At 73.6% G+C, this 26,740-nt stretch carries 26 protein-coding genes and 1 pseudogene; 12 read left to right on the plus strand and 15 right to left on the minus strand.

Annotated features, from left to right (window positions below):
• Positions 1-33: 33 nt before the first annotated feature.
• Positions 34-636 carry an MBL fold metallo-hydrolase gene (locus ACFYPS_RS27055; protein WP_354966605.1) on the plus strand — a complete coding sequence of 201 codons (603 nt, stop codon included), beginning with the start codon at positions 34-36 and terminating at the stop codon, positions 634-636.
• Here ACFYPS_RS27055 and ACFYPS_RS27060 read toward each other — a convergent pair.
• Together ACFYPS_RS27060 and ACFYPS_RS27065 are read right to left on the minus strand one after the other, a co-directional pair.
• On the minus strand, positions 603-1,349 hold the full coding sequence (locus ACFYPS_RS27060) for a B3/4 domain-containing protein (protein ID WP_387327899.1): 747 nt from the start codon (positions 1,347-1,349) through the stop codon (positions 603-605). The two genes, ACFYPS_RS27055 and ACFYPS_RS27060, sit on opposite strands and share 34 nt — an antisense overlap.
• 7 nt (positions 1,350-1,356) lie before the next feature.
• Entirely contained in the window at positions 1,357-1,968 is a 612-nt protein-coding gene (locus ACFYPS_RS27065) for a LysE family translocator (RefSeq protein ID WP_387327901.1), read from the minus strand.
• Positions 1,969-2,030: 62 nt separating this feature from the next.
• Between ACFYPS_RS27065 and ACFYPS_RS27070 the strand changes: the two genes are divergently transcribed.
• Both ACFYPS_RS27070 and ACFYPS_RS27075 read left to right on the plus strand, forming a co-directional pair.
• The gene (locus tag ACFYPS_RS27070) at positions 2,031-3,503 is read left to right on the plus strand and encodes a PLP-dependent aminotransferase family protein (RefSeq protein ID WP_387327904.1); all 1,473 of its coding nucleotides are present in this window, start codon (positions 2,031-2,033) and stop codon (positions 3,501-3,503) included.
• A 132-nt stretch (positions 3,504-3,635) separates the two neighbouring features.
• A complete protein-coding gene (locus ACFYPS_RS27075; protein ID WP_387327907.1) occupies positions 3,636-4,667 on the plus strand; it encodes a poly(3-hydroxybutyrate) depolymerase in 1,032 nt (343 codons plus the stop codon).
• A 32-nt stretch (positions 4,668-4,699) separates the two neighbouring features.
• Here the strand turns inward: ACFYPS_RS27075 and ACFYPS_RS27080 are convergent, their stop codons facing one another.
• The 7 genes from ACFYPS_RS27080 to ACFYPS_RS27110 all read right to left on the minus strand — a co-directional run bounded on the left by ACFYPS_RS27080 (position 4,700) and on the right by ACFYPS_RS27110 (position 13,960).
• Positions 4,700-6,121 carry a DUF6297 family protein gene (locus ACFYPS_RS27080; RefSeq protein ID WP_387327909.1) on the minus strand — a complete coding sequence of 474 codons (1,422 nt, stop codon included), beginning with the start codon at positions 6,119-6,121 and terminating at the stop codon, positions 4,700-4,702.
• The gene (locus tag ACFYPS_RS27085; protein WP_089021258.1) at positions 6,118-6,741 is read right to left on the minus strand and encodes an ABC transporter ATP-binding protein; all 624 of its coding nucleotides are present in this window, start codon (positions 6,739-6,741) and stop codon (positions 6,118-6,120) included. The genes ACFYPS_RS27080 and ACFYPS_RS27085 overlap by 4 nt, the downstream gene beginning before the upstream one ends.
• 83 nt (positions 6,742-6,824) lie before the next feature.
• Positions 6,825-9,203, minus strand: a complete 2,379-nt coding sequence (locus ACFYPS_RS27090) for a tetratricopeptide repeat protein (RefSeq protein ID WP_387327912.1) — start codon at positions 9,201-9,203, stop codon at positions 6,825-6,827.
• Positions 9,200-10,966, minus strand: coding sequence for an ABC transporter permease subunit (locus ACFYPS_RS27095; RefSeq protein WP_387327915.1), 1,767 nt, complete (start codon positions 10,964-10,966; stop codon positions 9,200-9,202). Before ACFYPS_RS27095 ends, ACFYPS_RS27090 begins: the two co-directional genes overlap by 4 nt.
• Positions 10,963-12,243, minus strand: a complete 1,281-nt coding sequence (locus ACFYPS_RS27100) for a hypothetical protein (RefSeq protein WP_387327917.1) — start codon at positions 12,241-12,243, stop codon at positions 10,963-10,965. Before ACFYPS_RS27100 ends, ACFYPS_RS27095 begins: the two co-directional genes overlap by 4 nt.
• Positions 12,240-12,872 (minus strand): ATP-binding cassette domain-containing protein, encoded by a 633-nt coding sequence (locus ACFYPS_RS27105; RefSeq protein WP_354966596.1) that lies wholly within the window; start codon positions 12,870-12,872, stop codon positions 12,240-12,242. Before ACFYPS_RS27105 ends, ACFYPS_RS27100 begins: the two co-directional genes overlap by 4 nt.
• Before the next feature lie 95 nt (positions 12,873-12,967).
• Entirely contained in the window at positions 12,968-13,960 is a 993-nt protein-coding gene (locus tag ACFYPS_RS27110) for a WYL domain-containing protein (protein ID WP_354966595.1), read from the minus strand.
• A 44-nt stretch (positions 13,961-14,004) separates the two neighbouring features.
• Between ACFYPS_RS27110 and ACFYPS_RS27115 the strand changes: the two genes are divergently transcribed.
• The gene (locus tag ACFYPS_RS27115) at positions 14,005-14,484 is read left to right on the plus strand and encodes a hypothetical protein (protein WP_354966594.1); all 480 of its coding nucleotides are present in this window, start codon (positions 14,005-14,007) and stop codon (positions 14,482-14,484) included.
• On the plus strand, positions 14,484-14,942 hold the full coding sequence (locus tag ACFYPS_RS27120; protein WP_354966593.1) for a hypothetical protein: 459 nt from the start codon (positions 14,484-14,486) through the stop codon (positions 14,940-14,942). The genes ACFYPS_RS27115 and ACFYPS_RS27120 overlap by 1 nt, the downstream gene beginning before the upstream one ends.
• A gap of 1 nt (position 14,943) precedes the next feature.
• Here the strand turns inward: ACFYPS_RS27120 and ACFYPS_RS27125 are convergent, their stop codons facing one another.
• Positions 14,944-15,603, minus strand: coding sequence for a TetR/AcrR family transcriptional regulator (locus tag ACFYPS_RS27125; protein WP_354966592.1), 660 nt, complete (start codon positions 15,601-15,603; stop codon positions 14,944-14,946).
• 113 nt (positions 15,604-15,716) lie between these two features.
• Here ACFYPS_RS27125 and ACFYPS_RS27130 point away from each other — a divergent pair.
• Together ACFYPS_RS27130 and ACFYPS_RS27135 are read left to right on the plus strand one after the other, a co-directional pair.
• Positions 15,717-17,183, plus strand: a pseudogene (locus ACFYPS_RS27130) (flavin-containing monooxygenase); the annotation flags it as partial.
• 12 nt (positions 17,184-17,195) lie between these two features.
• Positions 17,196-18,080 carry an SDR family NAD(P)-dependent oxidoreductase gene (locus ACFYPS_RS27135; RefSeq protein WP_354966753.1) on the plus strand — a complete coding sequence of 295 codons (885 nt, stop codon included), beginning with the start codon at positions 17,196-17,198 and terminating at the stop codon, positions 18,078-18,080.
• 21 nt (positions 18,081-18,101) lie between these two features.
• Here ACFYPS_RS27135 and ACFYPS_RS27140 read toward each other — a convergent pair whose 3' ends face one another.
• A complete protein-coding gene (locus tag ACFYPS_RS27140; RefSeq protein ID WP_354966591.1) occupies positions 18,102-19,289 on the minus strand; it encodes a low temperature requirement protein A in 1,188 nt (395 codons plus the stop codon).
• 9 nt (positions 19,290-19,298) lie between these two features.
• Positions 19,299-19,718 carry a hypothetical protein gene (locus ACFYPS_RS27145; protein WP_354966590.1) on the minus strand — a complete coding sequence of 140 codons (420 nt, stop codon included), beginning with the start codon at positions 19,716-19,718 and terminating at the stop codon, positions 19,299-19,301.
• Between the two features lie 182 nt (positions 19,719-19,900).
• Between ACFYPS_RS27145 and ACFYPS_RS27150 the strand changes: the two genes are divergently transcribed.
• Together ACFYPS_RS27150 and ACFYPS_RS27155 are read left to right on the plus strand one after the other, a co-directional pair.
• Positions 19,901-20,989, plus strand: a complete 1,089-nt coding sequence (locus ACFYPS_RS27150) for an S-(hydroxymethyl)mycothiol dehydrogenase (protein WP_354966589.1) — start codon at positions 19,901-19,903, stop codon at positions 20,987-20,989.
• Complete coding sequence (locus ACFYPS_RS27155; RefSeq protein WP_354966588.1) at positions 20,986-21,615, plus strand: MBL fold metallo-hydrolase; 630 nt, start codon at positions 20,986-20,988, stop codon at positions 21,613-21,615. Before ACFYPS_RS27150 ends, ACFYPS_RS27155 begins: the two co-directional genes overlap by 4 nt.
• Before the next feature lie 32 nt (positions 21,616-21,647).
• On the opposite strand, the gene tsaA is transcribed toward ACFYPS_RS27155, so the two are convergent.
• Positions 21,648-22,076, minus strand: coding sequence for a tRNA (N6-threonylcarbamoyladenosine(37)-N6)-methyltransferase TrmO (gene tsaA, locus ACFYPS_RS27160; RefSeq protein ID WP_354966587.1), 429 nt, complete (start codon positions 22,074-22,076; stop codon positions 21,648-21,650).
• Positions 22,077-22,135: 59 nt separating this feature from the next.
• On the opposite strand from tsaA, the gene ACFYPS_RS27165 reads away from it, so the two are divergent.
• The 3 genes from ACFYPS_RS27165 (at position 22,136) to ACFYPS_RS27175 (ending at position 23,794) form a co-directional block, all read left to right on the plus strand.
• Positions 22,136-22,342, plus strand: a complete 207-nt coding sequence (locus ACFYPS_RS27165) for a hypothetical protein (protein ID WP_387327925.1) — start codon at positions 22,136-22,138, stop codon at positions 22,340-22,342.
• Positions 22,339-22,566 (plus strand): VOC family protein, encoded by a 228-nt coding sequence (locus ACFYPS_RS27170; protein WP_387327928.1) that lies wholly within the window; start codon positions 22,339-22,341, stop codon positions 22,564-22,566. Before ACFYPS_RS27165 ends, ACFYPS_RS27170 begins: the two co-directional genes overlap by 4 nt.
• A 514-nt stretch (positions 22,567-23,080) precedes the next feature.
• Positions 23,081-23,794, plus strand: coding sequence for a hypothetical protein (locus tag ACFYPS_RS27175; protein WP_354966585.1), 714 nt, complete (start codon positions 23,081-23,083; stop codon positions 23,792-23,794).
• Between the two features lie 68 nt (positions 23,795-23,862).
• Here the strand turns inward: ACFYPS_RS27175 and ACFYPS_RS27180 are convergent, their stop codons facing one another.
• Both ACFYPS_RS27180 and gdhA read right to left on the minus strand, forming a co-directional pair.
• On the minus strand, positions 23,863-25,233 hold the full coding sequence (locus tag ACFYPS_RS27180; RefSeq protein WP_387327931.1) for a hypothetical protein: 1,371 nt from the start codon (positions 25,231-25,233) through the stop codon (positions 23,863-23,865).
• A gap of 146 nt (positions 25,234-25,379) precedes the next feature.
• The gene (gdhA, locus tag ACFYPS_RS27185; RefSeq protein ID WP_387327934.1) at positions 25,380-26,717 is read right to left on the minus strand and encodes an NADP-specific glutamate dehydrogenase; all 1,338 of its coding nucleotides are present in this window, start codon (positions 26,715-26,717) and stop codon (positions 25,380-25,382) included.
• Between the last annotated feature and the right edge of the window lie 23 nt (positions 26,718-26,740).

The following is a 26,740-nucleotide window of genomic DNA, read 5'->3' on the forward strand; positions in this document are numbered from 1 at the left end:
GTGACCTACCGGCCGGCGGCGTACCGTCGTCGGATGCGGATCACCCGGTTCACCCACTCCTGCGTCCGGATCGAGCACGACGGCGGCGTGTTGGTCGTCGACCCCGGCACGTGGAGCGAACCGCGCGCCCTGGTCGGCGCGGACGCCGTCCTGGTCACCCACGAGCACACCGACCACGTGGACGTGCTGCGGCTGGCCGGCCTGGGCGTCCCGGTCTACGCCCCGGAGGGCGCACAACTGCCCGACCTCGCCCCGCTGCCGGTCACCCGGGTCCACGCCGGGCAACGCTTCACCGCGGCCGGCATTCCGGTCACCGCCCACGGCGGCCGGCACGCCGCGATCCACGACGGTCAACCGGACTGTCCCAACCTCGGCTACCTGATCGGCGACGGGCTCTACCACCCGGGCGACTCGGTGCACGTGCCGGACGAGCCGGTCCGCACGCTGCTGGTTCCGGCGCAGGGGTCCTGGCTGCGGCTCGACGAGGCGATCCGGTTCGCCCGGGAGGTGGGCGCCGAACGGGCGTACCCGATCCACGACGCGCAGCTCAACGAGCGCGGCCTGGCCAGCGTCGCCGGCTGGTTCGCCGAGACGATCCCCGGCTACCGCCACCTCGTCCCCGGCGACACCGCCTGACCTGCCGCTTTACCGGCGGCCGTCGTGTCGAACCGGGGTGCGGCGCCGGTGAGCACGGAGGCACCCGTCGGTGCCGACCACCCCTCGGTCAGTTCCGCCACCAGTGCGGCGACCAACCGGGTCACGTCCGCCTCGGCGTCGGGGTGCAACGCCTCGGCGACGATCAGCACCGACGAGGTGCCCTCCCGCACGGCCGACCAGCCGCTCTGCCGGTTCGTCCAGCGCCGGGCGTGCGCCCGACCGGCGGCGTCCACGAAGGTCACCTCGCCCGGGTCGGGGTGCTCGGTCTCGCCGGCGAAGCTCAGGTACTCCTCGTCGCCGTGGGCGGGGCGGACCACCAGATCGCCGTCGACCCGGTCCAGGTCGAGCACCGCGACCGGGATCGCGTACGCGGTCGAGACGGCGTTGCAGAGGTCGACCAGGGGGTGCAGCCGGGGCAGGTCGCCGTCCAGCCGCAACCGGCGCAGCAGCGCCTCCGCCGCGCACCGGTACCGGGTGGGGCGCAGCCCCATCGCGGCGTACGCCCGCCGCCACGCCTGGATCTCCGGGAACCCGCTCTCGGCGCCGCCGGCCAACCGTTCACGGGCGACGGCGGTGTACGCGGCGGTCCGCTGTGCCACATCCGCCGTGGGGGTGATGCCGGTGGCCAGGACCACGCCGGCCACCAGGTCCGGGTACGCGGCGCGGAGCGGCGCGGAATGCTGGAACTGCACGGGACTCCTATCGTTCGGTGAGAGCGAGCGTCACGCCGAGCGCGACGAACGTGCCGGCGACCGACCGGCGCAACCAGTCGGTGACCCTCGGCAGGGTGAGCACCCGGTCGCGCAGCCGGGCCGCGAAGATGCCGTAGCCGCTGAACACCACGAAGGTGAGCAGCATGAACACGGCCCCGCACGCGAGCATCGACCGTGTCGAGCCTGGCGCGGTGGTGTCCACGAACTGCGGCAGGAACGCGACGAAGAACAGCGTCGGCTTCGGGTTGAGCAGGTTGACCAGCACCCCGGAGACGATCACCCGGGCAGCCGAGCGGGGTGGCGTACCGGGAGTCGCCGCGAAGGCGGTGCGGTCCCGCACGGTCGACCAGGCCAGGTAGAGCAGGTACCCGACGCCGAGGTACCGGACCACCTCGAACGCCGCCGCGCTCGCCTGCAGCAGCGCGGCGAGCCCGGTCATCGCCGCTAGCAGGTGCGGCACCACCCCCAGCGTGCAGGCGAAGGCGGCCAGCACGCCGGCCCGGGCGCCCCGGGACAGCCCGGCGGAGAGGGTGAAGAACACCCCGGTGCCCGGAGTGATCACCACGATCAGCGTGGTGATCAGGAACGGGATCGTCACGGCGTCCTCCGGTGGGCTCGGCGGGGCTGTCTGAACTCCCACTCTGCTGCCAGGATGGTCCGGTGAGCAGGGCCAAACCGAGAGCACCCGACAGGTCCATAACGGCCGGGTCGGACTTCCTGCACCTGACCATCACCGACGCTCCGCCCGGCGGACGGGCCGACTGGCTGGCCGGCCGGCTGCGCCAGGCCATCGCCGACGGGCGGGTGCCGGTCGGCGGGCGGCTCCCCGCCACCCGGGTGCTCGCCGCCGACCTCGGCGTCTCCCGGGGCGTGGTCACTGAGGCGTACCAGCGGCTCACCGAGGAGGGGCACGTCACCGGTCGAGGCCGTGCCGGGACGGTGGTCGTCGCCGCCCCGGCCGCGCCCGCCACGTCGGCACCCGCCCCGGCCGCCGCGCCAGCGCCGGACGCGCTCTTCCCGCCCGCTCCGGGCAGCGACATCTTCGACGCGGTACGCGCGGCGAGCGCCACGATCGACCTGACGCCCGGCGTACCCGATCTGGCCGCCTTTCCCCGCGCGGACTGGCTGCGCGCCGAACGTGTCGTGCTGCGCGATCTCGCCGCGGCCGACCTGGGCTACGGCGACCCGTGCGGCGCGCCCGCGCTGCGCCGGGCCGTGGCCACCTGGCTCGCCCGCAGCCGGGGCATCGCCGTCGACCCCGTCGAGGTGATCATCGTGGCGGGCGTGTCCCAGGCGCTCGGGCTGCTCGCCCAGGCGCTCGGCATCGACCGGGTCGCGGTCGAGGACCCCGGGTCGTTGGGCGTACGCCAGCACCTGAACAACTGGGGGATCCATACCCCGCCGATCGCGGTGGACGGCGCCGGGCTGCGCGTCGACGAGTTGGCCGCCAGCGGCGTGCCCGCGGTGATGCTCACACCCGCGCACCAGTTCCCGACCGGAGTGGTGCTCGACGGCGACCGCCGCCGTCAGCTCCTCGACTGGGCCCGGTCCGGCGGTCTGATCATCGAGGACGACTACGACGCCGAGCACCGCTACGACCGGCCCCCGGTGCCGGCGCTGCGCGGCCTGCTACCCGAGCAGGTCTGCTACGCCGGCAGCGTGTCCAAACTGCTCGCCCCGGCGCTGCGGGTCGGCTGGCTGCTCGTGCCGGCCCGCCACCGGGAGGCGGTGGTGGCCGCCAAGCGCAATGCCGACCTGGGCAACGCGGTGCTGCCGCAACTGGTGCTGGCGGAGCTGATGACCTCCGGCGCGCTGGAGCGACAGCTGCGGCTGCTGCGCCGCCGACACATCCGTCGACGCGACGCGATGATCGCCGCGCTGACCCGGCACCTGCCCGGCGCGACCGTGCACGGCGCGGCGGCCGGCCTGCACCTGACGATCACACTCGACACCGGGCTGGCCGACACCGAGCTGGCGGCGGCGACACTGGCCCGCGGTGTGAAGGTGCAACCGCTGTCCTGGCACTGCCAGCGGCCGCACCGGCCCGGCCTTGTGCTCGGCTACGCCGCGAACACCGCGTCGGACATCGAGGAGGGCGTCGCGACGATCGCGTCCGTCCTCCGGCAGCTCTAGAAGCAGTGATGGGCGAGGCGGACGCAGCGGTGTCCTCGGACGTGTCGGTTGCGCTCATATCTGGTGTGGTCTACGTCACGATAGCGTCGGCGCACGCCGACGCCCCCGCCGGCGCTCGCAAGGAGAGCGTCCATGACGACACCGCTGAAAGCCGCCGCCACCCTCGCCGCCGTCCTCCTGCTGATCCTGACCACCGCGGCGCCCGCCCAGGCCGCCAACCCGGCCACCAAGCCCCCGGTCTCCGGCTCGTTGGGCACCTACAACGTCTCCGGCGTCTACGTCACGGGCGTCTCCTCCGGTGGCTACCTCGCCACGCAACTGCACGTCGCCTACTCGTCCCGGATCCGCGGCGCGGCCGTCTTCGCCGCCGGGCCGTACTACTGCGCCCAGAACAACGTCGCCCAGGCGCTCTACGGCTGCGGCGACAACCAGTACCCGACCAACCTGTCCGCCCTGCAGGCGTACACCCGGACCTGGGCGTCCTACGGCTGGGTCGACCCGGTCGGCAACCTGTCCGGTGACCCGGTGTACGTCTTCCACGGCGGCAACGACACCACCGTCAAGAAGTCCGTCACCGACGACCTGGTCCGGTACTACCAGCACTTCGGGGCCAGCGTGCAGTACGACAGCGGCTCCGCGGCCGGCCACTCCTGGGTCACCCCGTACGGGACACGGGGCTGCACCGCGACCGCGTCGCCGTTCCTCAACGACTGCGGCGTCGACCCGCAGAACGCCCTGCTCCGCAAACTGCTCGGTGGCGTGAACGCGCCAAACACCGGCCCGCTCGGTGGCACGCTCATCCGGTTCAGCCAGAACACCTTCGCGGTCAACGGCTGGGCCAACGGTTTGAGCATGGACGCCAACGGCTTCGCGTACGTCCCGTCGTCCTGCGCGGCCGGCCAGTCGTGCCGGCTGCTGGTGGCCCTGCACGGCTGCCTCCAGGGGTACGGCTCGGTGGGCACCGCCTTCGTCGACCGGGCGAACCTGAACCAGTACGCCGACACCAACAACCTGATCGTCCTCTACCCCCAGGCGAGCACCGCCGGCACCAACCCGAACGGCTGCTGGGACTGGTGGGGCTACCTCGGCGCGACCAACTACCCGATCAAGGGCGGCGCCCAGCTGGAGACCGTCATGAACATGGTCCGGCGTCTGGACGGCTGAACGTCCTGGGTTGACCGGGCGGGTCCGCCCGGTCAACCCAGCAGCAGGCGGACCAGGACGAGCACGGCGAGCAGCGCCGGCCCGCGCGCGCCCTGGCGCAGCAGGTCGACCGGGATCATCCCGAACGGCGTGTTCGCCGTCGCCCCGCCATAGTCGATGGCCGGTCGGGTGGCGGCCCGCCAGGCGGCGGCCACCACCCCGAGTGCGAGCGTCGGCGCCAGCCACGCCGGCCCACCGTCGACGGTCGGCAGGGTCGACAGCCACCACAGGCCGGCGCCGACCGCCGGCACGACCACATGGATCCCGCGCAGCGCCGCATCACTGCCACCGAGCGCCCGACGCAACCCGGGTGACCGGCTGATCGACCGCAGGCCGCCGGTCAACCGGTCGGCGGCGAGGTAGCCGAACACCACCTGCGCGGCACCGGCCAGCCCGGGCAGGGCGAGCGCGGCCGCGTACTGGACCCCGATCAGCGCCGCCCAGATCAGCAGGGCGCTGGGGTGGCGTCCCAGCCGGCGCACGTCGGCCTGGAGCAGCGCCCACCAGGCGGGGCCGGGCAGGAACCGGCGGCTGCGTACCCGGCCGATCCGGCGCCAGCGGCGGCTCTCCACCAGGCCGGCGAGCAGGGTCGGGTCGAGCAGGATCGTGGCCGTGGCGGCGGCGTTGGCGAACTGCGCGCCGGTGGTCAGCGTGGCCCGATCCACCCGGGGCAGCGCGCGGACCGCCAGGACGGCGGCGACGACCGCGAGGGGCACCCCGACGGCGACCAGCGCGGCGGTCGGCGTCGCCGACGGCCGGGGCAGCCCGTCGCCGAGGCGACCGACGAGCACCACCAGCCCCGTGATGATGGCGGCCGCCAGCATCGGGACCGCCCCCGCCACGGCCGGCCATCGCCGGCCCGTCCGGCTGCCCTGGGCGACGACACTCAGCGCCAGCGCTGCGGCGCCCCAACCCGCGCCGGCCGCCGCCGCCCAGCCCAGCGCGGTCGGGTCGCTGACGCCGCCCATCGCCGCCACGGCCACCCCGAGCAGCGCGGTGCCGGCCGCCGCGGCCGCCAGCAGGACGCCGAGGCGCGGCGCCAACCAGGCCCGCCGGTCGATCGGCGCGCTGGCCACCCAGCTCTGCGTCGCCGGGGTCACCAGCAGCGGACCGAGGGCACGCAGGCCGCGCCAGGCGAGCCCGGCCCCGGCCAGCAGCGCGGCGACCGCCAGCCACCAGCGCACCCCCGGATCGGCCTGGCCGACGGTGGGGGAGTTCAGCATGTCCCGGCTGGCGCTGATCGCGAACCAGCCGTACATGCCCACGAAAAGGACCATGACGTACGCATCACCCAGCACGTCACCGAGCGAGTGGTCGTGATGCCGGCGGCGGGCCCGGCGCAGGTGCGTACGCACCTGCCGGGCGGTGGGCACGCCGGCCGGCGCGTCCGCGACGGTTGCGAGCGGGGCGGTCACCGGCCGATCTCGATGCGCTCGTCGACCACCGCGTCGATCAGTTCCGGGTCGTGCGACGCCAGCAGAACGGCGGTGCCCGCGTCCCGCTCCCGGCGCAGCCGGTCGGCCAGCCACTGGCGGCCGCGGACGTCCAGGCGCTGCTCCGGCTCGTCCAGGATCAGCACCCGGCGGGGGCGTACGAAGCAGGACGCCAGCGCCAGCCGGCGACGCTGCCCGCTGGACAGGGTCACCGGCAGCTGGTCGCGGGCCGGTTCCAGGCCCAGCTCGGCGAGCACCTCCTCAACCGGCTCGGCGTTGCCGCCGTGCGCGTACGCGACCAGCTCCAGGTGCTCGACCACGGACAGGTCGGGGAAGAAGTCGATGTCGTCCAGGGCGGCCGCCACCAGCGCCCGCACCTGGGGATCGGTCTCGTCGGCCCGGCGACCCTGCACCAGCACCTCGCCCGCGTCCGGCCGGTCGGCGCCGACCACGCAGCGCAGCAGGGTGGTCTTGCCGCTCCCGTTGGGGCCCAGCACCACCGCGATCCGGCCCGCCTGGAGCGTGAAGCTCACGTCGTCGAGCACGACCAGGTTGCCGAAGTTGCGGCTCAGTCCCCGCACCGAGAGCGTATCCACGATCACACACTCTCCCAGACCCCTGCAACCGGCCAACCTGAGCGACCGACATCACGCGGGCGCCCCTGCCGCGCAGGTCGGGACGCGGATCACGCGCCGGCCACCGGCAGCTCCCCGTCGTCCTCCAGCCGGCTGTCCGCGGCGGCCTGCCCGTCGGCGTCGCCGACCTCCTCGGCAACCGCCGCCGCGTCCGCCCAGTGTCGCCGCGCCTCAGCCCGGTCGCCCAGCGCCGCGGCGGCGTCACCCAGGTACAGCAGGGTGCGTGCCAGCCCCGCCGTGGGCCGGCTCTCCTCGCGCAGCCGCCGACCCTCGGCCAGCAGCTCGTACGCCGCCCGCGCCTGCCCGGGCGTGGCGGTCAGCAGCGTCGCCCCGGCGTTGAGCAGCGCCGCCGCCCGGCTCGTCGGGTCGCTGACCGACTCGTACTCGCGCAGCGCGGCCCGCCACGCCTGCGCGGCATCCAGGTGCTCGCCGAGGGCGGCGTGCACCAGCACCAGGTTGGTCAGCGCCGCCGCGTAGCCACGGGCGTCACCCACCGACCGGAACGTGTTCGCCGCCCGCACCAGATGGTGGTGGGCGATCTCCAGCTCGCCCCGGGCCAACTGCGCGGCGCCCAGGCCCAGATCGGTGAGGGCGTGCCCGGCCCGGTCCGCGCCCGAGCGGTGCCGGCGGGACAGCTCCAGGTGCTCCACCGCGTCGTCGAGCTGCCCCAGGTCGATCAGGGCCAGGCCGAGGTTCATCCGGGCCTGGGCGGTGCCCCGCCGGCCGCGCTCGGAGACCGCGAGGGTGAGTGCGGCGGCGGCACCCTGCGGGTCGTGCCGGCGCCGGCGCAGCACCCCCAGCTCGTTGTGCGCCCACCCGGCGATCTCCGGTCGGTCGTCGGCCGTCGGGGTGGCCAGCACGGTACGGCAGACCTGCTCCCACTCGTTGAGCCGCTCGACGTGCGCCAGCCATCCGCACAGCGCCACGGCCAGCCGGAACCACCACCGGCGCACCCGGCGCGGCAGCGTCTCGGCCGCGCCGGCCGGCACCCGGACCACCGCCAGCAGCAGCTCCTGGTGCAGGTCGAACCAGCCGTACGGGTCGTCGTCCAGCGGCAGTGACCACTCCCGGTCCGGTGGAGAGCCCAGCACGGCCAGGTTGGCCGCGTGCCGTTCGGCCCGTCGGGCCAGGTGCCGGGTCAGCCGGGCCTGCGCGGCGACCCGGGCCCGGGCCGGATCGGCGTCGCGCAGGTGCAGCCGTGCGTTGCCGGCGAGCAGGGGGCGGATCTCGTACCGGTCGCCGGGCGCGCCGACGACGAACGCCGCGGCGGCCAGTTGGTCGAGCAGCGCGGTCACCCGTTCCGGGTGTCGACCGGCCAGCGCGGCGATGGCGGGTCGGTCCACCGGGGCGGGCGCCAGCGACATCAGCCTGTACAGCCGGCGGGCCTCACGGGTCAACGCCCGGTACGCGGTGTCCCGTTCGGTGACCAGCCGGGCCGCCGGCGAAACGGTGACCCGCTGGTGCGGCGGCGTCTGCACCGCGCGGCGCAGCGCGTCCAGCACGTCGGCGTGCCGCCAGCCGTGCTGGGCGGTGCGGTAGCCGAGTGCCCGGACGGTGCGCGGCTGCCGCCCGCACAGCTCGACGATGTCGCCGACCGCCGGGTCGGTGCGCGGGTCGGCGCGGCGGACCCGGGCGGCCGGCGCGGCCACGCCCGCTGCGGCGAACAGCTCGACCGCCTCGGCCGGGCCCGGCTCGGCGATCCAGTGCGCGACCACGCCCTGCAGCCCACTCAACGCCGGGCCGCCGGCGAGCAGCAGCCGGCAGGTCCGCGCGGTCGGCGGCAGCAGCGGCAGGACCTGCTCGGGCCGGTCGATGTTGTCCAGCACCAGCAGGATCTTGCGGCCGTCGAGCTGGCCACGCAGGGCGTCGGCGGCGACCGCGAGGGCGTCCGGCCGGCCCGAGATGGGCGCGGCGGTGCCCAGCACCCCGGCCAGCGCGGTGAGCACCTGCCGGGCGGACCGGGGTCGACCGCCGCGGCGCAGGTCGAGGTAGTACTGCCCGTCCGGGAAGTCCTCCCGGCACAGGTTCGCCGCCTGTACGGCGCAGGCGGAGGTGCCCACCGCCCGCCGGCCCAGCACGGCCACCGCGTGCTCCCGGGCGAGCAGCGCGAGCACCGCCTGGACGTGCTCGTCGCGTCCGGTGAAGCCGGCCGGGTACGGCAGCGTCGGCGCGCCGGTGGCCGGTGCGGCGACGACCTCGGTGGGCTCCGGGCTCACCTCCCGACCGGTTCGGCGCCGGCGCATCTCGAACACCACGAAACCGACCCCGCCGCTGACCACCAGCGCGATGCTCGCCGGCCCAAGCACGCTGGCCGCCAGCTCGGAGAGCATGTTGCTGGCCAGGTTGCCGAGCACCCCGCTGACCAGCGTGCCGACCGCGATCAGCACCGGCCAGCGCGGCCCGCGGCCGGTGCCGGTGGGGCCGGTCACCGGACGCCCCCGGAGACCAGCCCGGCGACGAGCTGCCGGCGGGCGAGCACCACCAGCAGCACCGGCAGCACCGAGGCGAACACCGAGGCGGCGGCCAGCGCCCCGCTGTTGGACACGAAGCCACGGGACTGCCCGGCCAGGAACAGCCCCAGCGGTGTCGCCTCCGGCCCGCTGAACAGCAGGCCCACCACCAGGTCGTTCCAGACCTGGACGAACTCCAGCACGGAGACCGCGACCACCGCGGGCAGGTTGTGCCGGGCCAGCCGGCGCAGCGTGCCCCACCAGCGGCGCCCACCCAGCCGGGCGCCGCGCACCTGCTCGGCGGGCAGGTCGGCGAACGCGTTGCGCAGCACCAGGACCGCGAACGGCACGCCCAGCGCCACGTGCACCAGGGCCAGGCCGCGGGCGGTGCCGGAGGAGAGCACCAGGCCGAGCACCTCGTTGAGCGGCCCGGCGATGACCTGTACCGGTACGACGCTGGCGGCCAGCAGCAGCAGCCCAGTGGCCTGCGCGGCCGGTCCGGTCAACCAGGCCAGCGGGTACGCGGCCAGCAGCGCGACCACCAGCACCGTGGCGGTCACGACGGTGGCCAGCAGCAGCGTGAAGGCCAGCGTTCGCCACAGCTCGGCCCCGGTGACCAGGTCGCGGTAGGAGCCAACCCCCGGCGGCGTCGACCACCAACCGCGCGCCGCCGCATCCACCTGACCGTGCAGGGAGGTGGCGACCAGCACCACCAGCGGCACCAGCCAGGCCACCGCGGCGCCCGCCGCGAGCAGTCGGAACACCCGCCGGGGCGGTGCCACCCGGTCCGGGTCCGGCGGCATCTCGGCCCGCGGCGGCGGCCACGCCTGCCGGACGAACAGCGCCGCCACCAGGATCCCGCCGATGACCGCCACCAGCCACACCACACCGAGTGCGGCGCCCTCGCCGGTGGTGGTGCCACCCGAGGTCTGCCAGACCCGCAGCGCCAGCACGGCGGCCTCGTCCCGGACCGAGCCGGGGGTCATCACCAGGATCAGGTCGAAGGTGCGGCTGGTGCCCACCGCGACCAGCGCGAAGACCACCGCCACGGTACGCAGCAGCAGCGGTCGCCACTGCGCGTCCCACAGCACGTGCCGGCGACCGCCGCCGTAGGCGCGTACCGCGTCGGCCAGGTTCGGGGGCACCGCGTCCAGCGCGGCCCGGAAGACCAGCACGGCCAGGCCGACCCAGGCCCAGACGAACGCCGACATCAGCGCCACCGTGACCAGGCCCGGCCCGAGCAGTTGCGGGGCCTCGGCGGCGGACCGGCCGGTCAGTCGCGCCGCGACCAGCGTGGCCAGGCCCCGGCTCGGGTCGGGGTCGTACATCAGCCGGAACGTCACTCCGGTGACGACCAGCGGCAACGCCACCGGCACCAGCAGGATCAGGCGGACCAGCCCACCCTCCTGCGAGCGGCGCGACGCGGCGGCGAGCAGGTAGCCCAGCGCCGTGACCACCGCCGGCACCAGCACCGCCCAGAGGACCGTGCGGCCCACCACCGCGCCGGTGTCCGGCGCGTCGAGCGCGGTGCGGAAGTGCTCGGCGCCGACCCAGTGACCGTCCGTGGTGACGCTGGCGTGCACCGTTCGCAGCACCGGCCACAGCACCAGCCCGCCGAGCAGCAGGATCGCCGGCAACAGCAGCGCGGAGGTCGCGCCGGCCGCCGGGTACGCCCGGCCGCGCCGGGGCGGCCCCACATCGTCGAGCACGGCCAGCTCGCCGAGCACCCGGACCCGGCTCACCGCCCGCCTCCCGCGCTGCGGGCCGCAGCGGCGAGCTGCCCGGTGGCCCGGCGGACCGCCTCGGCGGCGGGTACGCCGTCGGTGACGTCGGCGAAGAAGTCCTGCATGATCCGCCAGATGCCCACCCCGTCGGAGCCGGTGAAGGGCCCGGGCAGCTGGTCGGAGAGGTCGAAGCGCAGGGTGCCGGGAGCGCGCATCTCGCCGGCGAGCTGGCGGCGGACCGGATCGGCGTAGCTGTCCAGCGCGACCGTGGTGTTCGGCGACAGGTAGCCGCCGGCGTCCAACCAGGGCTGGAACGCGCCGGCCTGACTGAGCCACTCGATCAGCTCCACCCCGCCCCGGGCGTCGGCGAACGCCACCGCCGCGTCTCCGCCGACGATCAGCGGGCCACCGCCGCCCGCCCGCGCGCTCGGGAACCGAAAGGTCTTCGGCTGCTCCGGGCCGCGCCGGAACGTGCCGGCCACCTCGGCCGTGAAGTCGGCCTCGAAGACCATCACCGCCCGCCCGGAGCGCACCACCTGGATCACCGACTCCTCGTACTGGGTGAGCAGGGCACGGCGGCCGCCGCCGGGGAACGCGCCGCCGATGCTCCACAGCTCGGCGAGCCGGTCCAGGGTGTCGCGCACCGGTCGGCCCTGCCAGTCGGCGTCCGGGCCGGCGAGGGCGTCGTACGCGTCGGGGGCCAGGTCGGCCAGCACGTTCTCGAACCAGTCGGTGAGCACCCAGCCGTCCGCCGCGCCGATCGCCAGGGGCGCCGGGCCGGACCCGCGCCGGGCGAGCGCGCCGAGGGTGCGGGTCACGGTGACCAGCTCGTCCCAGGTGGCCGGCGGCCGGGGCAGCACCGACGGCAGATGCCAGATCAGCGACTTGTGCGCCGCCTTCACCCAGACGCCGTAACGCCGCCCGCGGGTCATCAGCAGGTCGCTCAGCCCGGTGGGCACCGCGTACTCGTTCGACGGGCGCACCGGGCTCAGCCAGCCCCGCAGGGCGTAGTCGGTGACCAGGCCGGGGCGCGGCAGGATCGCCACGTCCGGGCTGGTGCCAGCGAGGTGCCGGGCGCGCAGGAACGCGTCGATGTCGTTGCCGGCGCTGACCACGTGCACCGGGGCCGGGTAGCCGGCGACGACCCGCCGGAACCGGTCCAGCTCGCTTCCGCTCCAGACCACCGCCACCTGCACGGACCGGGTGCCGCCGGCGCAGCCGGCCGCGGTCACCGCGGCGCCGGCCGCGGCGGCGCGCAGCAGGGTACGGCGGGTCGCCCGCCCGGCCGGCGTCACCGGACCGTCCCCTCGGGTTCGGTGACCAGCTCGTGCCGGCGCGGGATCTCGGCCAGGGTGGCCGGATCGGCGGTGCACACCAGCACGGCCACCCCCGGTGCGTCCGGTGGGGACAGCCGGGGCAGCAGGTCGCCGAGGCGGCCGCCGCCGGCCGGATCGACGGGCAGGTCGACGACGAGGACCTCGGGCAGGCAGACCGCGGCCCGGGCCAGCGCCACCCGGAACCGCTGGGCGTCGGAGAGCAGGTGCGGCAGCAGGGCCAGCGTCGGGGCCAGCTCCAGCCGGTCCACCACGGTGGCTGTCCAGTCGTCGGCCACCTCGTGCACCCGTTCGCGACGGCGTTGGCCGTACTCGATGTTGCGGCGCACGGTGAGCTGTGGCAGCAGTGCGCCGCCGGCGGGCACGTAGCCGATCTGCCGGCGTGGCGGCGGCAGGGCGGTGACGTCCCGGTCGCCGACGATGACCCGCCCGGTGACCGGGGCGGCGAGCCCGGCCAGCACCCGGGCCACGGCCGTGCCGACCCGGGGTGGCGTCACCAGGGCGGCGGTCGTGCCGGCCGGAACGTCGAGGGTCACCGGCCCAGTGCCGGGGACGGCGACCAGTGCGCGTAGCCGTAACGTGAGCCTCACCTCCGGTGACCGCTGGTGACCGTCCCAGGGTGGCACACCGCGCCGACAGTCGATGCCCCGTGGATCTTCCATTGTGGAAGAAGTGGCGCGTGCCGTTACCGTGCCGGCTGCTCGCTGCGGGCGTAGAGGGCGGCCAGTCCGGCCGCCGTGGCGGCGAGTCGCTCGCGCAGCGCGACCGGGGTCAGCACCTCCACGTCGGCGCCGAGACGGAGCAGGTCACCGTGTGCGTGGGTGAGCGACTCGATCGGCAGCGCCGCGGTCACCCAGCCCTGGGCGTCCGGTGGCCCGGCGCTGGCGTCCACCGCTGCCACCACCGGATCGCTGCCGATCTCCCGCAGCCGTTCCCGGCCGCCCGGGGAGAGCCGCACGGTGGCCTCGTCCTGGTGCAGCCGGGCCCGGAACTGCACCACGTGCGCGCGCCACCAGGCCGGCAGGTCGAAGTCGGGCGGGCGGTCGAACTCCTCGGCGAGGGGGGTCAGTGCGAGGATCTGGTTGACCCGGTAGGTCGCCGGGGCGCCCCGGCCGGGCCGGTCGGCCACCACGTACCACCGGCCGCCCTTGAGCACCAGGCCGTACGGCTCCAACACCCGGGTCACCTCGCCGTTCCAGCTGCGGTAGCGCACCTCGACGCGGTGTTGCCGCCAGACCGCCTCGGCCGTGCGGGCCAGCTCGGGGGACGCGTCGCCGTCGGCGTACCAGCCGGGTGTGTCGAGGTGGAAGCGCTGTTGGAGCTGGGTGGCCCGGTCGCGCAGTGGGGCGGGCAGCGCGGCGTGCAGCTTGAGTTGCAGCGCGGCCACCACGTCGCCGTAGCCCAGCTCGTCGGCCGGCCCAGGCAGCCCGGCCAGGAAGAGCCGGTCGGCCTCTTCGGCGGTCAGGCCGGTCAACCGCGTCCGCCACCCGTCGACCAGTTGGTAGCCGCCGGCGTGCCCGGCCTCCCCGTAGAGCGGGATGCCGGCGGCGTGCAGCGACTCCACATCCCGGTAGATCGTCCGCGGTGAGACGGCCAACCGCTCGGCGAGCTGCGCGGCGGTGAGCCGGCCGTGCGACTGGAGCAGCAGCAGGAGGGAGAGAAGTCGACTGGCCCGCACTTCACTGACACTAGCTGTCAGGGGAGTCGTTCTACCGTCCCGGCATGGCTTTTCGCGACAAGGATCTACGAACGCCGGGACCGGTCATGGTGGACGGCCGACAGCTCAAGCGCTACCACATCGACCAGCCGGAACGGCCGATCGAGCCGGAGGTGGAGAAGGCCGCGTACGACCTGCTGCCCGCGCTGCTCGCCGACGTGCCGGATGACGGCACCCCGGCCGCCGGCTGGGTGGTGCTGCATCGGGGCGCGGACACCGGCGCCTACCTGCTGGCGTACACCTGGGTGTGGGACAACGCGTTGGAGGTGCGCACCGCGGCGGCCGGGCAGCCTGCACTGGACTGCCCTGACGATGATCCGGCACACTTCGTCGAGCTGCGCCGCCCCGCGGTGGGCTGCGTCTGGGAGTTGGCGGTGCTGGAGCACGAGCGGGCCGCCTGGGTCCGGCACATGCTGGTGCCGGAGAGCCCCGATCTGACCGGTTATCTGCACGACACGCGAGCGGAAGGGCCGGTGGGCCGCTGATGGGCGACTTCGACTTCTTTGTGGGCACCTGGAACGTGGTGAACCGGCGGCTGCGCAAGCGGCTGGTCGGCTCGGACGAGTGGGAGGAGTTTCCGGGGGTGTCGGTCGCGCACGGCTTCTTCGGCGGCGGCGGCCACTTCGACGAGATCGTTTTTCCGACCAAGGGCTTCTCCGGCGCCACGATCCGGCTCTTCGACCCGGCGACCGAGCAGTGGTCGATCTACTGGATGAACAGCGGTCGCGGCGAGTTGGAGCAGCCGCCGATGGTGGGCCGCTTCGTCGACGGTGTCGGCCGTCTCTACGCCGACGACCAGCACGAGGGACGTCCGGTGCGGTGCCGGTTCATCTGGTCGGAGATCACCGCGACCACCGCCCGCTGGGAGCAGGCGTTCTCCGTCGACGGCGAGCGCACCTGGGAGACCAACTGGATCATGACGTTCACCAAGGCGGCGGAGTAGCTCAGGTCGACGGCGGGGGAGTCGTGTCGCGGTAGATGCCGACCAGCCAGAGGTCGAGCAGCACGTCCACCACGTCCCGCTCGTCGACCGCCGGCCCGTCGCCGGCGAAGGTGGCGTACCAGACGCGTTCGTTCATCGAGTTGAGCGCGATGGCGAGGTCCCGGGCGGGCAACCCGTCCGGGGCCGCGCCGCGTCGCCGCTCCGCCTCGATGGCCGCCGCGATCGCCTGCACCCAGCGCTCCAGCACCGCCGCCCAGAGCCGGCGTACCTCGGCGTTGGTGCCACGGACCTGCGCACAGGCGAGCACCAGCGCGCGGTGCGCGCCGAACGTCTCGTGGAACCGCTGGATCAGCTCCCGCCACCGGGCCCGCGGGTCCTCGGCGAGCCGGACCAGGACGTCTCCGGCGGCCGCGTCGGCCTCCTCGGTGACCCGGTCCAGCAGGGTCAGCAGCACGGCGTCCTTGGACGGGAAGTAGAAGTAGAACGTCGGCCGGGAGATGCCCGCACCCCGGGCCAGGTCGTCGATCGAGATGTCGCCGAACGCCTTGTGCTCCAGCAGCCGCTCGGCGGTGGCCAGGATCGCCGTCTCCCGGTCGTCGCCGGTGGAACGGGCGGCGCGGCGACCGCGCGGGCTCGCCCTCCCGGTACGCGCGGTCGTCATGGCCGGTGATGCTACCCGAACTCGACACCCTGTCGACGGCACTCGACAGGGTGTTGACTGCTGTCGACGGCGGTGGATAGTGTCCGTCCACTGCCCCGGATGGAGGGAACGCCATGACCTCCGACCACGTCGACGTGCTCATCGTCGGAGCCGGCCTGTCCGGCATCGGCGGCGCCTGCCACCTGCGCCGCGACTGCCCCGACAAGACGTACGCGGTGCTCGAGGCACGCGACGCCATCGGCGGCACCTGGGACCTGTTCCGCTACCCGGGCGTCCGGTCCGACTCGGACATGTTCACCCTCGGCTACTCCTTCAAGCCGTGGACCGACCCGAAGGCCATCGCCGACGGCGCGGCCATTCGCGAGTATGTCCGGGAGACCGCCCGGGAGTACGACGTGCAGCGGCACATCCGCTTCGGGCACCGGGTGCTGCGTGCCGAGTGGGACAGCGACACCGCCCGCTGGACGGTGCACGCACAGCGCGTCGACACCGCCGAGACGACCGTGCTGACCTGCTCGTTCCTGTTCGCCTGCGCCGGCTACTACCGCTACGACGAGGGATACACCCCGCAGTTGCCCGGCGTCGGGGAGTACGCCGGGCGGCTGGTGCACCCGCAGCACTGGCCGGACGACCTCGACCACACCGGCAAGCGGGTGGTGGTGATCGGCAGCGGCGCCACCGCGGTCACCCTGGTGCCGGCGATGGCCGAGCGGGCCGCCCACGTGACCATGCTCCAGCGCTCACCGACGTACGTCATCGCGCTGCCCTCGCGCGACGTCCTGGCCGACGCGCTGCGGCGCGGGCTGCCGGCGAAGGCCGCGTACCCCGTGGTGCGCTGGAAGAACGTGCTGCTGTCCACCATCAACTTCCAGCTCAGCCGGCGCGCGCCCGGGCTGGTCAAGCGGCTGCTGCGCAGGGGCGCGAAGGGCCGGCTGCCGGTCGGGTACGACATCGACCGGCACTTCTCCCCCCGCTACGACCCGTGGGACCAGCGGCTCTGCGTGGTGCCCGACGGCGACCTGTTCACCGCCCTGCGGCAGGGTAGGGCGTCGGTGGTCACCGACACCGTCGACACCTTCACGGCGGACGGCGTCCGACTGGCCTCCGGTGACGAGTTGCCCGCCGACATCGTGGTCACCGCCACCGGGCTCAACCTGCTCGCCCTCGGTGGCCTGACACTCAGCGTGGACGGCGCCGAGGTCGACCTGGCCGGCACCGTCGCCTACAAGGGCATGATGCTCTCCGGCGTGCCGAACTTCGCGTTCACCATCGGCTACACCAACGCCTCGTGGACGCTCAAGGCCGACCTGGTCGCCGGCTACGTCTGCCGGCTGCTGCGCCACCTGGACCGCACCGGCCAGCACGTCGTCACCCCGCTCCCGCCGCCCGACGACGAGCGGGTGCCGCTCATCGACCTGCGCTCCGGGTACGTGTTGCGCAGCGTCGACGCGCTGCCCAAGCAGGGCGCCACCGCACCGTGGCGGCTGTATCAGAACTACGCCCGCGACGTGCTGCTGATGCGGCACGGCCGGCTCACCGACGAGGGTGTGCGGTTCTCCCGCTCGGGGGCCGCCAGGAGAGGAGCACCGGTCGTGCAGAGATTCGACTTCGTCGGCGGGACGGCCGTGGTCACCGGCGCGGCCAGCGGCATCGGCGCCGCGCTGGCGCACGCGCTCGCCCGCCGGGGCAGCGACCTGGTCCTGCTGGACCGCGACGCCGAGCGGCTGGACGCGGTCGCCGCCGCCATCCGGGCCGACCACCCCGACCGTCAGCTGCACACCTACCTGGTGGACCTCGCCGACGCGGCGGCCACCGCCCGGGTGGCCGTCGAGATCGGTCAACGGCACCCGCGGGTCCGGCTGCTGGTGAACAACGCCGGTGTCGGCCTCGGTGGCCGGTTCGACCAGGTGACGTTCGACGAGTTCAGCTGGGTGATCGACATCAACTTCCGGGCCGTGGCGCAGTTGACACACGCGCTGCTGCCCACCCTCAAGGCGGAGCCGGGCGCCCACCTGGTCAACGTCTCCAGCCTGTTCGGGCTGATCGCGCCGGCCGGGCAGACCGCCTACTCGGCGAGCAAGTTCGCGGTGCGCGGCTTCACCGAGGCGCTGCGCCACGAGTTGGTCGAGGACGGCATCGGGGTGACCTCGGTGCACCCGGGCGGGATCCGCACCCGGATCACCGAGAACGCCCGCGTCGGCAGCGGCGTCTCGATCGAGGAGTACGCGGCCGGCCGGGCGCAGTTCGAGAAGCTGCTCACCATCGCGCCGGAACGGGCCGCCGAGGTGATCCTGCGGGGCGTCGAGCGCCGCCGGGGCCGGGTGCTGATCGGCTGGTCGGCGAAGCTGCCCGATCTGCTGGCCCGGGTCCTGCCGGCCTCGTACAACCGGCTGCTGGTCACCGGCCTGAACCGCGGCGTCGTCCGCCCCGCACCGCCGACCAGCACGGTGCCGGCCGCCGACGCCCGCCGCGGCTGACGTCGCTGATCTCGCGGTGACTCAGGCCGGGTCGGCGTCGGCCGGCGCCGAGGTCGGCAGGACGTCACGCCGGCGCAGCACCACCGTCAGCGCCACCAGGGCGAAGAGCAGGAGCGCGAGCACGTGCACCGGAAGCGGACCCAGTGGCGCGAGCAGCGCCAGCAGCGCGACGACCGGAAAGGCGACGACCACCGCGCCGTGCTGCCTCCGGCGGACGTGCAGCACCCAGACGGTGAGCAGGTAGACGGCGATCGGTACGGCGACCGCGTACCCGGCGGCGGATCCGGAGATGTGCCCGATGTGCCGCTGGTGGTCCACCGCCACGACCAGGCCCGCGCCGACCGCCGCGACCGCCGCGAAGATCAGATAGTGGCCGTAGCCCCAGACCAGCGAGTACGGCAGCCGGTCGGGCGCCTCGATCGGCTGGTCGAAGTAGAGCCACCAGAGCGCATACACGATGACCGCCCCGGCCGCCGCGAGCGACCAGAGGTCGCGTCCACCGCTGTCCAGTTCGGTCTGGATCGCCACCGACACCGACAGCACCACCTCGCCGAGCACGATGAGGGTGAACAGCCCGTACCGCTCGGTGATGTGCCGGGGATGCCACGGGGTCATTCCGGGCCGCTCGGCCACCGCCGGCACCAGCAGGTCGGCCAGCCCCAGCAGCACGAACGACGCGATGCCCCACTCGTCGGGCAGCGCCAGCCGCAGCAACCAGCCGACCTGCACCACGGTCACGCCGATCGCGTAGCGGCGTGCCGCCGCGCGGTGCGCCCGGTCGCCGGCGGCCGCTCGGCTCCACTGCACGACGGCGGCCAACCGCATCACCACGTACCCGTACGTGATGACGGTGAAGTCGCCGTCGGCGAAGGCGCGCGGCACCCCGGCCGCCAGGATCAACGCTCCGGTGATCTGCACCAGTGCGGTGATCCGGTAGACGTCGTCGTCGGTGTCGTAGGCCGAGGCGAACCAGGTAAAGTTCATCCACGACCACCAGATCGCGAAGAACACCATCGCGTAGCTGACCGCCGCGTGACCGAAGTGACCCTCGGAGACGTCGTGGTGCAGGCTGCCGGCGGCCTGCGCCACGGCCACCACGAAGCACAGGTCGAAGAAGAGCTCCAGCGGGGTGGCCGAGCGGTGCGGCTCATCCCGGTGACGGGGCCTCATCGGCCGGTAGAACGGCCGCACCGATGGCGAACGGGTCAACGCGGCTCCTCAGTGGCGTCTCCGGCCGTGGGTGAGGCCCTCCAGCACCAGGGTCAGCCCGGCGCCGAGCAGCCAGACGTCCTTGGCCAGCGCGGTGCCCTGCTGGGTCGGGCGTACGCTACCCGCCTCGCGCAACCCCGGCGTCTGCAGGTACAGCTGCACCAGGCCCGCGCCGAACGCGGTCAGGCCGAGCCCGGCCAGGGTGGTCGGCACGAACGGGGCCAGCAACGCGGCCCCCAGGGCAATCTCCGAGTACGACAGCAGCTTGGCGAAGCGCGCCGGCTCCAACTGGCCGAGCTGCGGAATGGCCCCGACCGCCATCCCGTGCAGGCCCTGCGCGGCGTCGCCCTCGAGCGTCCGCTTGCTCAGACCAGAGTTGAGGAAGAACGCGCCGATGCTGACCCGCAGCGGCAGATGCGCCAGTTTCATGATCACTCCCGGTGGCCGTGGTCCGAATGCGGCCCGCGTACCCGCCGCGGCCCGCGATAACCCGTTGAGCCGACTGGGCCGGCCGTGGTGATCGCGGTAGGTTCGCGAGGGGCTCACCGCCAGGCCCGGCCACCCGCCAGCCCGGCACCCGACCCCGCCGCAGATCACCAGCAGGAGGCGAAGTGAGCCAGGAAGTCCGGGGAGTCATCTCCCGCAGCAAGGGCGCGCCGGTTGAGGTCACCACCATCGTGGTGCCCGATCCCGGTCCCGGTGAGGCGATCGTCCGGATCCAGTCCTGCGGGGTCTGCCACACCGACCTGCACTACCGCGAGGGTGGCATCAACGACGACTACCCCTTCCTGCTCGGCCACGAGGCGGCGGGCATCGTCGAGCAGGTGGGCGAGGGCGTCACCGACGTCGCCCCGGGCGACTTCGTGGTGCTCAACTGGCGGGCGGTCTGCGGGGTCTGCCGGGCCTGCCGCCGTGGGCGCCCCTGGTACTGCTTCAACACCCACAACGCCAGCCAGCGGTTGACCCTCACCGACGGCACCGAGCTCGCACCGGCCCTGGGCATCGGCGCGTTCGCTGAGAAGACCCTGGTACACGCCGGACAGTGCACGAAGGTGGACCCGGCCGCCCGACCGGCCGCGGTGGGGCTGCTCGGCTGCGGGGTGATGGCCGGCCTGGGTGCGGCCATGAACACCGGCAACGTCACCCGCGGCGACTCGGTCGCCGTGATCGGCTGCGGTGGCGTCGGCGACGCGGCGGTCGCCGGAGCGGCCCTCGCCGGCGCCACGACGATCGTCGCCGTGGACACCGACTCCCGCAAGCTGGACTGGGCTCGCCGGTTCGGCGCCACGCACACCGTGAACGCCTCGGAGACCGACCCGGTCGAGGCGATCCGCGCCGCCACCGGCGGCTTCGGCGCCGACGTGGTGATCGACGCGGTCGGTCGACCGGAGACGTGGAAGCAGGCGTTCTACGCGCGGGACCTGGCCGGCACCGTCGTGCTGGTGGGCGTGCCGACGCCGCAGATGAAGATCGAGCTGCCGCTGCTGGACGTCTTCGGTCGCGGCGGCGCCCTCAAGTCCAGTTGGTACGGGGACTGCCTGCCCAGCCGGGACTTCCCGATGTTGACTGAGCTGTACCTCCAGGGTCGGCTCGACCTGGACGCGTTCGTCACGGAGGAGATCGCGCTGGACCAGGTCGAGAACGCGTTCGACCGGATGCACAACGGCGACGTGCTCCGTTCGGTGGTGGTGTTCCCGTGAGCGCCCGCGTCGGGCACGCGGTCACCACCGGCACGTTCTCCCTCGACGGGCAGACGTTCGACGTGGACAACAACGTCTGGGTGCTGGGCGACGACAGCGAGTGCGTCGTCCTCGACGCGCCGCACGACGTGGCCGCGATCCTCGCCGTGGTGGGTGACCGGCGGGTCCGGGCGATCCTGGCCACCCACGCGCACGACGACCACGTCCGCGTGGCACCCGAGCTGGCCATGGCCACCGGCGCGCCAGTGCTGTTGCACACCGCCGACCGGGTGCTCTGGGACATGGTCCACCCCCAGCTGCCGCCCAACGGCGAGCTGCACGACGGCCAGGAGATCGATGTGGCCGGCACCGCGTTGCGGGTGCTGCACACTCCCGGGCACAGCCCCGGCGCGTGCAGCTTCCACGCGCCGGAACTGGGCGTGGTGTTCACCGGCGACACGCTCTTCGCTGGCGGCCCGGGTGCCACCGGCCGCTCGTACAGCGACTTCGACACCATCGTCCGATCGATCCGCACCCGGCTGCTCACCCTGCCCCCGGAGACGGTCGTGCACACCGGGCACGGCGACGACACCACGATCGGCGCGGAGGCGCCGCACCTCGAGGAGTGGCTGGCCCGAGGCCACTGAGCACGGTCGGCTGGCCGGGCCGGGCCGGCGCGTCAGCGCTCGTCGGCCGCGCCCAGCACCGGCTTGACGTCGAGCACCGGCGTGCCGTCCAGCGCCTCCAGGTCGGCCACCCGGACGCGCAGCCCGTCCACCGCCAGCACCCGGACGCGGTGCAGCCCGATCGGGTTGGGTCGGTGTGGGGAGCGGGTGCTGAAGACGCCGGTCTCCGGCCGTGTCTCGTCCCCGCGCGGGTGCACCGTGAGGATGTCCCGTCGGGCCCGGTCCAACCAGGTCAGCACCAGCAGCTCCGCGTCGACGCGTACGTCGTCCAGTGCGCGCTCCACCTGCGGGTCGAAGACCAGCCAGGCGTCCGGCGCGCCCTCATCGCCCTGCCTCGGCGCACTCGCCGCGTCGGTCAGAGGCGACGAGACCCGGCCGACCGGGCGCAGCAGGTACGCGTCGTCGCTCTGGCCTTCGACCATGTCGCTCCCTTCGGGACGGTCCCAATCTAGCGCCGCCGGCCGGCGCTAGGATCCCGCTCATGGCCGCCGAGCAACCCGCACCCGTTGTCCGTCAGCTGCGACTCGTGGTGGAGGCGGCCGACCACGACGCCGCCGTGGCGTTCTTCCGCGACGCGCTCGGCCTGCCCGAGGAGGCGGCGTTCAGCGGCGACGGAGATGCCCGGGTGGTGATCCTGGACGCCGGCCGCGCCACCTGGAGATCGCGAACCCGGCGCAGAAGCGCATGATCGACGAGGTCGAGGTGGGCCGGCAGGTCGCGCCGCGCATCCGGGTGGCCTTCGAGGTGGACGACACCGAGGCGACCACCGCCCGGCTTGTCGCCGCCGGTGCGACCGAGATCGCGCCGCCCACCCGTACCCCTTGGGACTCCCTCAACGCCCGCCTCGACGCACCGGCCGACCTCCAGATCACCATCTTTCAGGAGCTGCGTACGCCGGACGGCGACGACTGAGCTCGGGACGGCAACGACTGAGCTCAGGGCTCGAAATCACCCTGCGTGAGATGTTGGGCCGATCACGCACCGTTAGCCGTGACCCACGCGCCACCCTCACCCGCCGCCCTGCACGCCACCGGTGTCGGGCCCTTTGCTCTGCTTCAACGGACGCAACACGTCCCTTGAGCTGCCCAAAGGCGATTTCGGGCCTCTTCGGGAGTGTCTAACCGTCAGCACGGTCCGTGACTGTTGCGTCTGTTGAAGCAGAGCAAAGGCTGCTGGGTGGGTGTGGCGCGTGACTGCGAAGACCACCCTCTGTCACCCGGTGCGGGGCCTCGGAGGCGAAAGGTCGACCTGTCCGATTCCGGGGGTGACCCGGACCGCAGCCGCGCGGGGCCCTGGCATTTCCGGAATGCCCGACACGTGGACCTGGTTGTGTCCCCCGTACCGCCGGAGCCCAAACCCTTTCCGCGGTCATCTCCCGAGGAGTGTTCACCCCGGAGCGCTCCGCACGATCGAAAGGGCAACCATCGTGAAGGCCGACTTCACTCGATGGCTCCCCGCCATCGCTAAGGACTCGTACCGCAAGACCGCGCTGAGCATTGTGGGTGTGGCCGCCCTCGGTGGCCTGGCACTCGCGCCGACAGCGGCCGCCGCCCCGGTCACCTCCGGGCCGCACCAGGGCGCCGTGGCCGCCATCGACCTCGCCACCGGCAAGGCCGCCACCACGGCCCGCCAGGCCGACCAGCCCGTCGAATCGGGGCTGACCACCGGCTCCGCCACCGGCAAGCCGCCGGCTGGCAAGCCGAGCCGCGAGGAGCTCATTCCGCACGGCATCGAAGGCGCCCAGTCGCGCATCCCGCTCGACGACGCGCAGCTGGCCAACGCCCGGGCCATCGTCGACACGGCCAAGAAGACCGGTGTCGGAGACCGGGGCGCGGTGATCGGCGTCGCCACCTCGTTGCAGGAGTCGAAGCTGTACAACCTCGGCCACCTCGGCGCGTACAACGACCACGACTCGCAGGGCCTGTTCCAGCAGCGCCCGTCGTCCGGTTGGGGTACGCCCGAGCAGATCACCGACCCGGAGTACTCCGCCACGGCGTTCTTCAGCGCGCTGAAGAACGTGGGCGGCTGGCAGGAGCTGCCGCTGACCACCGCGGCGCAGACCGTCCAGGTCTCCGCGTTCCCGTACGCGTACGCGCAGTGGGAGGAGCAGGCGGCGGACATCGTCCAGCAGCTCTGGTGACACCCGCGCACACGACGCCGGCCGGTTCCCGAACAGGGGGCCGGCCGGCGTCGTCGTGTCCAGGTACCTCAGCAGGCGGCGTAGAGGCGCCGGGTGCCGACCCCGGCGGCGTACGCGGCCCGATCGCTGAACCGGCAGCCGTAGTCGGGACGGGCCACCACCGTCGGGTCGGTCACGGTGTCGCCGGCCGGGCGCTCGCCGGTGCGTACCCAGGACACCAGATCATCCCAGGCGGCGCCGGCCTCGGCCGGAGTGAACTCGCAGTGCTGCGTGGCCCGGATGGCCCGCTGCACCACCAGCCGGCTGCGTCCGTGCCGTGCCACGTCGGTGGCGTACGCCTGCTCCATGCTGAACGGTACGAACAGGTCACCGAGGCCGTGCAGGGTGAGCACCGGCGCGGTGGGGCGGCCGGCGATGCGGGGCACCTCGGTCAGCGTCGGAAGGAGCCGCTGCCAGACGTTCTCCGGGGCGACCCGCGGCACCGTGGCGTTGACGTTGACCGGGCTGTTCGGGCTGTAGCGGGTGAGCAGGTTGGTGGAGAGCTGACCGGGCCGCTGGGCGGGGGAGTCGCCGCCACTGGTGACGCTGATCGAGAAGAGGAAGTCCTTCCAGACCGCGAACGCGGCGTCGGCGCCGGGGCGCGGCCCGCCGGAACGGTTCACCGTGATCGCGCGCAACTGCTTGCCCCGGTCGGTAGTGGTGTCCGGCCCGGTGGGGGTGAGCCCCGCCAGTCCGAGGGCCACCTGGATGCGGGGCACCGCGTTGGTCAGGTAGTCGGTCGGCGTGGGATAGGCCGACACCCCGGCGAGAGACTGAGCGACCAGGTTGTAGTCCAGGTAGAAGTCGAGCAGTGTCTGGTCGCCGAGTACGCCGCACATGGGCAACGCGCCGTCGTAGTAGCCGGGGTACTGCTCCAGCGAGCGGCCGATGACGTACCCGCCCATCGACACTCCCGCCAGGTAGGTGTGGTGCGGCCGGCGGACCGTCCGTCCGAAGTGGTCGGCGAGGTCCTTGGTGCCCAGCACCCCGGAGCGGATGTCGAAGCCGTTACGGTCGTACGAGGACGACGCCCAGGCGTACCCCTGCTCGAGCAGCCGCTGACGCAGCCCGAAGCCGGGCGGCTCCGGTGAGAGCACCGTGCCCTGGCCGCGATAGCCGTGGGCCCACAGCACCAGGTCACCGTTCCACCGGGCGGGGACCTCGATGACGTACCCGGCGTGGCGGTGCACGCCCTGACGTACCGTCGTCGGCTTGCCGGCCACGACGAGCGGCGCCAGCGGTGGGTTCTCGATGGTGTACCCGGGCAGCGGCTGGCCGCCGCCCGGGTCGCGGTCGGCGGTGGCGCTGGCCGGCGCGGCGCCGGCCAGCCCGACCGCCAGGGTCAGGGTCGCGGTGGCGGCGAGCAGGCGGCGGAGGGTGCGAACGGGTGAGGACAGCATCGATGCTCCCCATCGGACGGATGTCGCCCGCGGGCGACCAGGCGGGACGGTTGCCTACCGGCCGGTAGCGTCCTGAACCTAGGACCGCCGTCGACCAGAGTCAATGGCTGCGCTGACCGGCCGGTCAGGCTCGACTGTCCGGCCGCTCAGACCAGGCCGTGCGCCAACATCGCTTCGGCCACCCGGCGGAACCCGTTGATGTTCGCCCCGGCCACGTAGTCGCCGGGCAGCCCGTACTCCTGGGCCGTGCTCCAGCAGCGGGCGTGGATGTCCCGCATGGTCTCCCGCAGCCGCTGCTCCGACTGGGCGAACGTCCACGAGTCCCGGCTGGCGTTCTGTTGCATCTCCAGCGCGCTCACCGCCACGCCGCCGGCGTTGGCCGCCTTGCCCGGGGCGAACCGCACGCCGGCCCGGCCGAGGATCCGCACCGCCTCCGGCGTCGTCGGCATGTTCGCCCCCTCGACCACCGCGACGCAGCCGCCGGCCACCAGCGCCGCGGCCTCCGCGCCGCCGATCTCGTTCTGCGTCGCGCACGGCAGGGCCAGGTCGCAGGGCACCTCCCAGACGGTACGGTCGGCCACGGCCACCGCGTGCGGCACGTGCCGCAGGTAGTCGTCGAGCCGGCCGCGGCGCTCCTCCTTCAGCTCGCGCAGCAACTCCAGGTCGATGCCCTTCTCGTCGAGCAGGTACCCGTCGGAGTCCGAGCACGCCACCACCGTCCCACCGAGCTGGTGCACCTTCTCGATCGCGTAGATCGCCACGTTGCCCGAGCCGGAAACGACGACCCGCTTGCCCTCCAGGCTGTCGCCGCTCTCCCGCAACATCTCCTCGGCGAAGAACACCGCCCCGTACCCGGTCGCCTCCCGGCGCGCCTGCGCACCCCCGTACGCCAGCCCCTTGCCGGTGAGGACGCCGGACTCGTAGCGGTTGGTGATCCGCTTGTACTGGCCGAACAGGTAGCCGATCTCCCGGCTGCCCACCCCGATGTCCCCGGCCGGCACGTCGGTCTGCGCGCCGATGTGTCGGTGCAGCTCCGTCATGAAACTCTGGCAGAAGCGCATCACCTCACGGTCCGAGCGCCCCTTCGGGTCGAAGTCCGCGCCACCCTTGCCGCCGCCGATCGGCAGGCCGGTCAACGCGTTCTTGAAGATCTGCTCGAAGCCGAGGAACTTCACGATTCCCAGGTAGACCGACGGATGAAAGCGCAGGCCACCCTTGAACGGGCCGAGCGCGCTGTTGAACTCCACCCGGAAGCCGCGGTTGATTTGTACCCGGCCACGATCGTCCTCCCACGGCACCCGGAAGATCACCTGTCGTTCCGGTTCGCAGATCCGCTCGATGATCCGCGCCTCGGCGTACTCGGGGTGCCGGGCCAGCGCCGGGCCGATGCTCTCCAGCACCTCCCGCACGGCCTGGTGGAACTCCGGCTCGCCCGGATTGCGGGCAACCACACTGGCGAACACCGTCTCGACGGCCTCCGGCATGACCGGCACGTCCCTTCCGTATC

The sequence above is a fragment of the Micromonospora sp. NPDC005087 genome (genome assembly GCF_042872965.1).
Lineage (GTDB): Bacteria > Actinomycetota > Actinomycetes > Mycobacteriales > Micromonosporaceae > Micromonospora.

Excerpts from the sequence above, each read along its gene's own strand:
- ACFYPS_RS27055 (WP_354966605.1), top strand. The coding sequence starts at position 34 with ATGCGGATCACCCGGTTCACCCACTCCTGCGTCCGGATCGAGCACGAC.
- ACFYPS_RS27075 (WP_387327907.1), top strand. The coding sequence starts at position 3,636 with ATGACGACACCGCTGAAAGCCGCCGCCACCCTCGCCGCCGTCCTCCTG.
- ACFYPS_RS27115 (WP_354966594.1), top strand. The coding sequence starts at position 14,005 with ATGGCTTTTCGCGACAAGGATCTACGAACGCCGGGACCGGTCATGGTG.
- ACFYPS_RS27120 (WP_354966593.1), top strand. The coding sequence starts at position 14,484 with ATGGGCGACTTCGACTTCTTTGTGGGCACCTGGAACGTGGTGAACCGG.
- ACFYPS_RS27125 (WP_354966592.1), bottom strand. The coding sequence starts at position 15,603 with ATGACGACCGCGCGTACCGGGAGGGCGAGCCCGCGCGGTCGCCGCGCC.
- ACFYPS_RS27145 (WP_354966590.1), bottom strand. The coding sequence starts at position 19,718 with ATGAAACTGGCGCATCTGCCGCTGCGGGTCAGCATCGGCGCGTTCTTC.
- tsaA (WP_354966587.1), bottom strand. The coding sequence starts at position 22,076 with ATGGTCGAAGGCCAGAGCGACGACGCGTACCTGCTGCGCCCGGTCGGC.
- ACFYPS_RS27165 (WP_387327925.1), top strand. The coding sequence starts at position 22,136 with ATGGCCGCCGAGCAACCCGCACCCGTTGTCCGTCAGCTGCGACTCGTG.
- ACFYPS_RS27170 (WP_387327928.1), top strand. The coding sequence starts at position 22,339 with ATGATCGACGAGGTCGAGGTGGGCCGGCAGGTCGCGCCGCGCATCCGG.
- ACFYPS_RS27180 (WP_387327931.1), bottom strand. The coding sequence starts at position 25,233 with ATGCTGTCCTCACCCGTTCGCACCCTCCGCCGCCTGCTCGCCGCCACC.
- gdhA (WP_387327934.1), bottom strand. The coding sequence starts at position 26,717 with ATGCCGGAGGCCGTCGAGACGGTGTTCGCCAGTGTGGTTGCCCGCAAT.